At 73.4% G+C, this 6,325-nt stretch carries 5 protein-coding genes and 1 pseudogene; all 6 read right to left on the reverse strand.

What is annotated here, in order from left to right; genetic code table 11:
* The coding region (locus AB0C29_RS28280; RefSeq protein ID WP_360826142.1) for a xanthine dehydrogenase family protein subunit M at positions 1–658 on the reverse strand (658 nt) is incomplete at its 3' end.
* A gap of 100 nt (positions 659–758) precedes the next feature.
* Complete coding sequence (locus tag AB0C29_RS28285; RefSeq protein ID WP_360826145.1) at positions 759–2,576, reverse strand: serine/threonine-protein kinase; 1,818 nt, start codon at positions 2,574–2,576, stop codon at positions 759–761.
* A 2-nt stretch (positions 2,577–2,578) separates the two neighbouring features.
* Positions 2,579–3,439 carry a cytochrome c biogenesis CcdA family protein gene (locus AB0C29_RS28290; protein WP_360826148.1) on the reverse strand — a complete coding sequence of 287 codons (861 nt, stop codon included), beginning with the start codon at positions 3,437–3,439 and terminating at the stop codon, positions 2,579–2,581.
* A 3-nt stretch (positions 3,440–3,442) separates the two neighbouring features.
* Positions 3,443–4,009 carry a redoxin domain-containing protein gene (locus AB0C29_RS28295; RefSeq protein WP_360826151.1) on the reverse strand — a complete coding sequence of 189 codons (567 nt, stop codon included), beginning with the start codon at positions 4,007–4,009 and terminating at the stop codon, positions 3,443–3,445.
* Positions 4,006–5,478, reverse strand: a complete 1,473-nt coding sequence (locus AB0C29_RS28300; protein WP_360544184.1) for an NADH-ubiquinone oxidoreductase-F iron-sulfur binding region domain-containing protein — start codon at positions 5,476–5,478, stop codon at positions 4,006–4,008. Before AB0C29_RS28300 ends, AB0C29_RS28295 begins: the two co-directional genes overlap by 4 nt.
* 61 nt (positions 5,479–5,539) lie before the next feature.
* Positions 5,540–6,325 (reverse strand): annotated as a pseudogene (locus AB0C29_RS28305) (hypothetical protein); the annotation flags it as partial.

A 6,325-nucleotide genomic window follows, 5' to 3' on the forward strand; every position in this document is an offset into this window, starting at 1 on the left:
CGGCGAGGCCGACCCGGGCGTCGGCGACGAGGCCGTCGCCGTCGAGCCAGACGGCGGCGCCGGCGGAGACCACGGCCCAGTCCCCGGCGCGGCGTTCGACCTTCTCGTACGCGCTCCCGCCCCGCTCGCGCACCGGGATCCGGATCTCGACCAGGATCTCCCCGTCGGCGACCGCGGTCTCGTACGGCCCGCGGTGGAAGTCCTCCATGGTCACGACCCGGGTGCCGGCGGAACCACGGATCACGCAACTGGCGCCGAGCGTGGTGCACACGGCGGAGAGATCCTCGGAGGGGTCGGCCTGGCAGAGCGAACCGCCGAGGGTGCCACGGTTGCGCACGGTCGGGTCGGCGATGACCCGCTCGGCGTCCCGGAAGATCGGCAGCACCGCGGCGAGCGCGTCGGACTCGAGCAGCTCCCGGTGCCGGGTGAGGGCGCCGATCCGGACCTGGCCGGGCTCGACGACGATGGCGCCGAGCTCGCCGTGCAGATCGTTGATGTCGATGAGATATTCGAAGTTGGCCAGCCGCAACTTCATCATGGGCAGCAGACTGTGCCCGCCGGCGACCAGCCGGGCGGTGTCGCCGTAGCGCTCGAGGAGACCGATCGCGTCGTCGACCGAGGTGGCCCGTGCGTACTCGAAGGGTGCCGGTACCTGCATGCCGCAGTATGGGCCGTCAGGTGATCAATCTGTCAACGGCTACCTAAGCCATTACTTAATCGGCTCGGTCCACATCGGTCGTTTCCACCTCGGACCGCCGTCAGAAGGACCGGATGTCCACGTCGGCGAAGGTCACCGCGTACGGCGGGTCGGTGTCGACGGCCTCGACGCTCAGGCCCAGCAGCACCTGGCCCTGGTCCGGCCCGTCCTTGGGCAGCCGTACCGAGCCCGCGAAGTCCCCGCCGCGGAAGACCTGGGCCTCGCCCTCGCGGACCACCAGGTGCACGCGGACCGACTCACGCAGGTCGATCCGTTGCTCGAGCGGGATCCGCCCGTAGACCCGGCGGTCGTCCGGCCGGTCCGCCGCCACCGACATCTCGTTCTGGCAGACGCGCAGCACCTGCCCGCCGCGCCGCGGGTCCCAGTGGAACCAGATCGCCGCGCAGCTGCCGGCCGACTGCAGCGCGGCGGTCACCTCCACGCCGAAGTCGTCCGCGATCAACTCGTCCGGGCCGACGCACTGGTACGTGCCCCGGTCGACCCGGGCGGCGCGCATCACGCCGCGGGTGGAGCAGCTGGCGTTCTGTTCCCGGATCTCGCTGTCCAGCCACTGGCCGGGCCGGTTCAGCGCGTCCTGGATGATCGGCTCGCCGCCGTCCGGCTCCACCGGGGTCCGGTCCGCGCCGTCGTCGTCCTCGTAGTCGGCCGCTTCGGTGGGTGGCGGGCTCTCCGGGGCCGCTGCCCCGTCCTGCCCGGTGGACTGCTCGACGCCGGCGGCGGCGCCACCGCGCGGAGATCCTCCGGTGGTCGACGGATCGCCGGTGCCGCGCTGCGCGTTCAGCACCAGCGCCACCGTGGCCACGCCCGCGACGACCAGCAGGACGGCCAGTACGGCGAGCAGCCGATGGCCCCGCGGCCGTCCCCTGCCGGCGGAGATCTCACCGCGGGAGTAGTGGTCGGTGGCGTAGGGGCGGGGCGGGTAGTTGTCGTCGGACTCGAAGTACTCGGCCACGACCGGCGGGGCCGGGACGACGGGGGCGCTGAACACCGTGGTGCGCTGCCGGGCCGGCGGGCGCGAGCCGCGCTGGTCGTCGCCCAGCAGCATGTCGAGCAGTTCCCGGGCGGTCGGCCGCTCCTCGGGGTCCTTCGACAGCGACAGGGCGACGATGTCCCGCAGCGACTCGGGCAGCCCGTTCAGGTGCGGCGGCTGGGTGAGGATCCGGGCCGCGGTCGCCGGCGGCGAGTCACCGTGAAATGGCGTGCGGCCGGTGCCGGCGTAGGCCACGACACAGCCCCAGGCGAAGATGTCCGCGGCGGCCGTCAGCGGCGTGCCCGGCTCGGAGCTGAAGCGCTCGGGGGCCATGTAGGCGACCGTGCCGACCATCTGGTCCGTACGGGTGTGCTGGCTGGTCGCCTCGAAGGCCCGGGCGATGCCGAAGTCGATGACCTTGGGGCTGCCTGGCGCCAGCAGCACGTTGTCCGGTTTCAGGTCGCGGTGGATGACCCCGGCGCCGTGGATGCCGGTCAGCGCGGTCGCCACCCCGACCGCCAGCGAGTGCAGGGCCGCCGCGCGCAGCGGGCCGCGTTCCTCCACCACCTCGCCCAGGCTCGGGCCGTCGACGTACTCGACCACCAGGTACGGCGGGTTGTGGTCCAGGTCCGCGTCGAGCACCTCGGCGGTGCAGAACGACGGCACCTGCCGGGCCCGTTCCACCTCGCTGCGGAAGCGCCCGCGGAACTCCGGGTCGTTGACCAGGGCCGCGTGCACCAGCTTGATGGCCACATAGTTGTCGTCGCGGTCGGTCGCCAGGTAGACCACGCCCATGCCGCCCGAGCCGAGCCGGCCGGTGAGCCAGTACTCGCCCAGCTGCTCCGGGTCCCCACGGCGCAGCGGAGTCACGCGGTACGCGGTGTCCACGGTCAACTCCCCACAGAGGTACGACGGCGCCGCGACAGCAGGAGCGCCGTCAGGACCAGCGCGGCGAGCAGGAGCACGAACCATCCCGCGCCGAGCCGGCCGACCACACCACTCAACTCGCGCTGGAGATTCGAGGCAAGATTCACGATCGGATCCTGCCCGGAAGTCCTCAGATCCTTGACAAGGCGCAGCTCATACCATCCGTAGTAGGCCACGTACGCTCCGGCGACGACCAGCACCGCGCCGCCGATCCGGGGCACGAAAGCCGCCGCCCGGCGCAGGCGCGACACCGCGGAGACCCGGACCAGAGCGACGGCGAGGGCGGTCACGCCGATCACGAGACCCATCCCGGCCGCGTAACTGACGAACAGGGCCACCCCCTCGACGGTGGAGCCGGCGCGCAGGCTGGAGACGACGATCGCCAGGAACGGCCCGATCGCGCAGCCGAGCGACGCGATCGCGTAGGCCATGCCGAACAGGACCATCGACGCGGCCGTCCCGGTCAGGCGCGGCGCGCGCATCCCCCGGCCCGGGGCCGGCAGGGACCGCCCGGCGAGCAGCCAGCCCCCGAGGACCACCAGCCCGGCCCCGAGGACCACGGTGAGCCACGGCAGCCGGGGCATCAGCCACCCGGTCAGCGGGGCCAGCAGCAGCCCGAACACCCCGAAGACCAGGACATAACCGGTGGTCAGAGCGGCCGTGCAGCGCAACGCCCGGCCCACGGCGGCCGGACCGCCGCCCGCGGCCCGCGGCTCGTCGCCGGCCACCAGGACCGACAGGTACGCCGGCAGCAACGCGAAGCCGCACGGGTTCACCGCACCGAGCATCCCGGCGGTCAGCGCGAGCAGCAGCGTGGCCTGCACGGCTCACGCCACCAGCGACTTGACCTTGGTGGTCAGCTGCAGGTCGTCCAGATAGTCGGTGGTGACGATCTTGCCCGTCCGGTCGAGGATCACGTAGGTGCTCTGCTGCGTGATGCCGAACTTCTTCCACAACTTGCCCGGCTCGTCGTCCAGGTGCGGCACCGCGCCCACCTCCAGGTCGGCGACGAACTCGTGCATGTCCTTGTTGTTGCCCAGGCCCGCGATGCCGAGGATGTTGAGCCGGCCCGCGTACTCCTGCTGCAGGTCGGCGATCGACATCGCCTCGCTCGCGCAGGTCGCGCACCAGGGCGCCCAGAACCACAGGATGGTCGGCTTGCCGGCCATGGTCGCCGCGTCGAACGCCTTGCCGTCCAGGGTCTTACCCGTGAACTTCAGCGACGCCGGCACCGTCACCGGCGCGGCCGGCGCGGCCGGATCCGAGGCAGCGGCCGCCGGTGGTACGGCCGGCACCGGCTCCGACGCCGCGACCGGTTCGGAGGCCGCCGGGCCGCACCCCGCGAGGAGCCCGAGGCAGAGCCCGGCGACCAGCCCGGACAGCAGCCGGGTCACTTCTTCACCGCTTCCGTCAGTCGCAGCGCCAGGGCCGGGCACACGTTGACCGCCTTGCGGGCACCGTTCTCCAGCCACGGCGGCAGCGGCGTCTGCGGGAACGCCGGGAAGCCGTTCGCGTCCAGCCGGATGATCTCCGGGGCGACCGCCGAGCAGAGACCGTGACCGTCGCACCGCGACCAGTCCACCGCGAGCTTCCGCGCCCCCTGATCGGTGTGGTACGGCAACGGCAGGATGCCGCGCACCTGCTTGCCGCAGCCCTCCCCGTTGGCGTGCAGCTCCACGTCACGGGCGAAGACCTCGAGCGCCGACAGCGCGAACCGGGCCGTGCCGTCGGGGTGGCTGCAGGCACCACGGCCCTTCACCACACCGGCCGCCTGGCGGACGTTCTCCAGCGCGCTGCCGCCCAGCGCCACCAGGGTCACCGCGCGGGCCAGGTCGGGCAGGCCGAGCCGGCACGGGCCGCACTGACCCGCCGACTCCCCGGCCAGGTACTGCGTGACCTGGGCGACCTCGCCCAGCGGGCAGGTGGTCGAGCCGATCGGGATCAGCATGCCGGCGCCCAGCGTGCCGCCGACCTTGGCGAAGCCCTTGCGGGAGATGGTCACCGTCTTCGCCGCCTCGGCGGTGATCCACTTGCCGTGGTAGCCGCCGACCAGCAGGCCCGGACCGATGTCGGCCCCGCACATGGTCAGCACGTCCATCAGCGGCGTGCCGGTCGGTGCCTCGACCACGGCGGGCGCGGTGGCCGAGCCGCCGACGGTCAGCATGACCGTGCCGGGCTCCTCGGGGATGCCGACCGCGTTGTACTCCCACGGGCCCAGCCGGGCCGCGATGGCCAGCTGCGAGTACGTCTCGGCGTTGGAGAGCAGGGTGGGCAGCCCGCCGACGCCGTTGTCGCTGGACCGGACCTTGCGGCCGGGCGGGATGTGCGCCTCGCCGTTGATGCCGCGGACCAGCGCGCCGCCCTCGCCGGAGATGAACCGGTGCGGGACGGTGACGATCCGGGTCGGCACCGGCATCCGGCGCTCGGCCAGGGCCGCGGCCAGCGACTCCTGCCCGATGCCGTCGTCGGCGATGCCGATCACGATCTCCTCGGCGTCCAGCGCGGCGGCGGCCAGCGCCGCGCCGTCCAGGATCAGGTGCGGGCCGCGGGTCAGCACGGCCTTGTCCTTCCAGGACGGCGGCTCGCCCTCGGTGGCGTTGACCACGATCACCGGCGGCAGGTCCTGACGCTGGCAGGAGTCGAGCACCGCGCGCACCTTGCGGGCGAACGGGAACCCGGCACCGCCGCGGCCGCGCAGCTCGATCCGGTCGGCCAGACCGATCAGCTCACCGCTGGACAGCGCCGCGAAGCCGCCGTGCACCTCCTGGTGCGCGATCAGGTCCAGGCGGCCGTACTCGTCGAAGCCCGCGGTGATCCGCGGTGTCCCGATGCTGGTGACCGGAGGGACCAGATCGGCGCTCAAGACGATGCCCCGCTACGGGTGGCATCGCCGCGGCGGGCGATCCGGTCGATGGCGCGCTCAGTCACTGTGCTTCCCCTCGCAGCTGACGCCAGTACACGTCGTCAGCCGATTCGTCCGTTCTGCCCCTGCTGCCGCGACGAGCCCCCCGGCTCGCCGCCCGGGCTGGTTCCTGCTGGGTGGCCCGGCGGGCCCGGCGCGACGCCATGTCGACCAGGGTCGGCGTCTCGTCGGGTTCCAGGTCCGGACCGGCCACGGCGCGCGGCGCCCCGGCCAGGTCCACGAACTCACTGCGGCTGTGTCGTCCCGAGTCGGCGCTGTCGACGTCGGCGCCCCGGTCGCGCCGGGTCCGGGGCGCAGTCTCGACATCGTCGGTGTAGCGCGAGGAGCGCGACGGCCGCGGTGGCTCGTCGTCCGGGTAACGGGCGGACCGCCGCCGCGGGGGCGGCGCCTCCTCGTACCGGTCGTCCTCGACGTAGCGCCGCTGCCGCGGTGCCGGGACGTCGTCGTCGGCGGCGTAACGCCGGGAGCGCGGCGCTTCCTCCTCGACGACGCGCCGGGAACGCGGCGCGGGGATCTCGTCCTCGTCGGCGTAACGCCGGCCGCGGACCGGGGCCTCTTCCTCGAACTCGGTGCCGGCGTAACGCCGGGACCGGGCCGGGGCCTCGTCCTCGAACTCGGTGCCGGCGTAGCGGCGCGAGCGGGCCGGGGGCTCCTCGGCGTACGGGTCACCGGCCGCCCGCCGGCGGCCACGCGGCGCGGGCACCTCGTCCTCGTCGGCGTAGCTGCGCAGCCCCTCGTCGAGCGCCCGGCGCGACATGGCGCTGGTCGGCTCGTCGAAGCGCTCGGC

The sequence above is a fragment of the Actinoplanes sp. NPDC048791 genome (genome assembly GCF_040650095.1).
Taxonomy (GTDB): Bacteria; Actinomycetota; Actinomycetes; order Mycobacteriales; family Micromonosporaceae; genus Actinoplanes.